Annotated in this window: 1 protein-coding gene; it reads left to right on the top strand. The window is 44.9% G+C overall.

The window, feature by feature from the left end; all coding sequences use genetic code 11:
- Window positions 1-132: 132 nt before the first annotated feature.
- Window positions 133-243 (top strand): DUF6501 family protein (locus SB822_RS60025; RefSeq protein ID WP_410859501.1); only part of this gene is annotated, 111 nt, incomplete at its 3' end.

Consider the following 243-nt stretch of genomic DNA (forward strand, 5'->3'; position numbering starts at 1 on the left):
GGGTAATGGCTTATTTAGCCATCATTCGAAGAGGCGGCAAGGGAGGGCAAGTTTGAATTTGCGGGCACTTTTCCTTATACTGAATAGAGTAGCGAAACACCAAATCCACTTGGACAGAAAAGGATGATCTCGATGATACATAATAATTGGCTGGAAAAAGAAACCGTCCGCACCGTAACCTGTAAGCATACCGATGCCGCCAAATTCTTGGTGTCGAATGTGCTGACAGTAGGACAGCAATAT

The sequence above is a fragment of the Paraburkholderia sp. SIMBA_054 genome, from assembly GCF_046534875.1.
In the GTDB taxonomy this organism is placed as follows: Bacteria; Pseudomonadota; Gammaproteobacteria; order Burkholderiales; family Burkholderiaceae; genus Paraburkholderia; species Paraburkholderia hospita.